Raw genomic sequence first — 3,254 nt, 5'->3', positions numbered from 1 at the left:
CCGCAGGCGCTGCCCGAGCCGTGGCCCGGGAAGACCTGGACGTGGTCCGGCAGCGTGACGAACGAGTCCTTCAGGCTCCGGAAGATCTGCTTGGCGCCGGCGAAACGGGTGTCGACCCCGCCCGCGGCCTCGTCGAGCAGGTCGGGCCGGCCGAGGTCGCCGGAGAAGACGAAGTCGCCGGTCAGCATGTACCCGGGGGTATCGGCGAACGCGCCGTCGGTGATGAGGAACGACAGGTGCTCCGGCGTGTGGCCCGGGGTGTGCACGGCCTCGACGGTGATGTTGCCGAGTGTCAGCCGGTCGCCGTGGTACAGGCGCTCCGCGGCGAAGCGGTACTGCCAGTCGTCACCGCCCTCGCCGGAGACGTAGACGGTCGCCCCGGTGGCGGCCGCGAGTTCGCGGGTGCCGGACAGGTAGTCGGCGTGGATGTGGGTCTCGGTGACCGCGGTGATGGTCATGCCGTGGCGCGCGGCCAGGTCCAGGTACTCGCGGATGTCGCGGCGGGCGTCGACCACCACGGCCTCGCCCTTGGCCTGGCAGCCGATGAAGTAGCCGGCCTGGGCCAGGTCCTCGTCGTAGATGCGTTCGAGAAGCATGGTGCTCTCCTTGTCGGTCGGTGTTCCCTGCGAGGGGTGTGCCACGACTGTACATACCCCGGGGGGTATCGACAAGGCGGGCCGCCCGTCCGGTCAGGGTGGCGTTCGCCACAACTGGTTGCACGGGCTGTGCAATGGTGCAGTGACCGTGCAAAACTGCGAGGGTTCCGCTTCCCGCACCTACGCACCAGGAGCCAGCGCATGGCGTCATTCCTCTACCGCATCGGGCGGTCCGCCTATCTGTTCAGGTGGCGGTTCATCGCGGCCTGGATGCTGTTGATCGTCGGCGTCGGCACCGCCGCGGCCACGATGTCGCAGCAGACCAGCACCACCTTCTCGATCCCGGGCCTGGAGTCGATCGAGACCCAGGAGGAGATGCAGGAGCGGTTCGCCGGGGCGGGGGACCAACTCGACGCCCCCACGGGGACAGTGGTCATCCGGGCCCCGGAGGGCAGCACCCTCACCGATCCGGCGGTGACGGAGGACGTCGACGCATTCCTCGCACAGGTGCGGGAGCTGGACTTCCTCGCCGACACCGACGCGATCGTCAACCCGGTGATCGCCGCCGAGGGGCTGTCCCAGCAGCTGACCGAGGCCAAGGCCGCCCAGGAGATCCCGCAGGAGCAGATCGAGGCCGACATCGCGGCCCTGAGCCCGCTGAGCGGGGACGAGACGACCGGCACCGTCCAGGTCCTGTTCGCGGCCGAGACGACCATGGACATCGACGCCGAGGACCGCGACGCCTTCGCGGACGTCGTGGCCGGGCACGAGGGCGACCTGACCATCGCGTACTCCGGGAACGCCTTCCAGATGTCCGAGATCAGCGCCATCGGCGAGCTCATCGGCATCGCGGTGGCGGCGGTGATCCTCCTCGTCACCTTCGGTTCGCTGATCGCCGCGGGGATGCCGCTGCTCACCGGGATCATCGGCGTCGGGATCGGCATCGCGGGCATCTTCGCGGCCACCGCCTTCACGGACACGATCAACACCATGACGCCGACCCTGGCGTCCATGATCGGTCTCGCCGTGGGCATCGACTACGCGCTGTTCATCGTCTCCCGGTTCCGCACCGAGCTGGTCAAACACATCGGGGGGAACGACCTCGAACCGGCCGAACTCGCGGAGAAGCTCAAGGCCATCGACGCCAGGCAGCGCGCGCACCTCGCCGGGCTGGCGGTCGGCAAGGCCGGCTCCGCCGTCGTCTTCGCCGGACTCACCGTGCTCGTCGCCCTCGCGGCCCTGTCGATCATCAACATCCCGTTCCTCACCGCGATGGCGCTGTCCGCCGCGGCGACCGTCGCGATCGCGGTCCTGGTCGCCATCACGCTGCTGCCCGCCATCCTCGGTGCCGTCGGGACCAGGCTCTTCGCGGCCCGCGTCAAGGGCGTCAAGGCGCCCGACCCGGAGGACGAGAAGCCGACGATGGGCCTGATGTGGGTGCGCCGCATCCGCGCCCGTCCCGTGTTCTTCGCGACCGCCGGTGTCCTGCTACTCGTCCTGCTGGCCCTGCCGGCCGTGCAGCTGCGACTGGCCATGCCGTCCGACGGCACGATGGCCCCGGACACCCCGAACCGCGTGGCCTACGACATGACCGACGAGGCGTTCGGCCCCGGTCGCAACGCCCCCATGATCGCCTTCGTGGACACGCTCGATGTCGCGGAGGAGGAGCGTCCGGCCGCGTGGGCCACCGCCGCGGCGGACATCCAGGCGCTCGACGGAGTGCAGAACGCGCAGATCATCGAGACCAACGAGTCGGGTGACGCCGCCCAGCTCCTCGTCACGCCCGAGTACGGTGCGACCGACGAGCGGGCCGCGGACGTGCTCGCGGAGATCAGGTCCGGGGTCGCGGCCTTCGAACAGGAGACCGGGGGCACCTACTCCGTCACCGGCGTCACCCCGATCTACGAGGACATCTCCGAACGACTCACCGAGGTGCTGCTGCCGTACATCGCCATCGTGCTGGCGCTCGCGTTCATCCTGCTCATGCTGGTGTTCCGGTCGATCTGGGTGCCGCTGATCGCGGCGCTGGGCTTCGGCCTCTCGGTCGCGGCGACCTTCGGCATCACCGTGGCGATCTGGCAGGAGGGCTGGGGCGGGATCATCTCCGATCCGCAACCCGTCATCAGCTTCCTGCCGATCATGCTCATCGGCATCGTGTTCGGTCTGGCGATGGACTACCAGGTGTTCCTGGTCACGAGGATGCGCGAGGGGTGGGTGCACGGCAAGACCGCACACAACGCGGTCGCCAACGGCTTCAAACACGGGGCCCGCGTCGTCACCGCCGCCGCGTTGATCATGATCAGCGTCTTCGCCGCCTTCATGACGATCGACGAGCAGTTCATCAAGGTGATGGGCTTCGCGCTGGCGATCGCCGTGCTGTTCGACGCGTTCGTGGTGCGCATGACCATCATCCCGGCCGTGATGTTCCTCCTCGGCGAGCGGGCCTGGGGCCTGCCCCGGTGGCTGGACAGGCTCCTCCCCACCGTCGACGTCGAGGGGTCGGCGCTGGAGACCGCGGAGGAGTCCGCCGAGCAGGGGACGAGCACCGCCACGGACGGCGAGGACACCGACGGCGGCGCCCACCGCGAATCGGCACTCGTCGGCGGCCGACACTCGGCCGACACCGTCGCCGAGCAGTCCCCGGGGGCGGGCCGGCAC

The 3,254-nt window shown here is 69.5% G+C and carries 2 protein-coding genes; one reads left to right on the top strand and one right to left on the bottom strand.

Annotated elements, in window-relative coordinates; genetic code table 11:
- A partial coding sequence (locus tag G6021_RS15640) for an MBL fold metallo-hydrolase (protein ID WP_182641693.1) occupies positions 1-596 on the bottom strand: 596 nt, incomplete at its 3' end.
- Between the two features lie 201 nt (positions 597-797).
- Between G6021_RS15640 and G6021_RS15635 the strand changes: the two genes are divergently transcribed.
- On the top strand, positions 798-3,254 hold a 2,457-nt coding region (locus G6021_RS15635), incomplete at its 3' end, for an MMPL family transporter (protein WP_182641691.1).

It is taken from the genome of Dietzia sp. CW19, from assembly GCF_014145265.1.
GTDB lineage: Bacteria > Actinomycetota > Actinomycetes > Mycobacteriales > Mycobacteriaceae > Dietzia > Dietzia natronolimnaea.
Note: the sequence above shows the minus strand (reverse complement) of the source record. Positions and strands in the feature narration are given on the sequence as shown.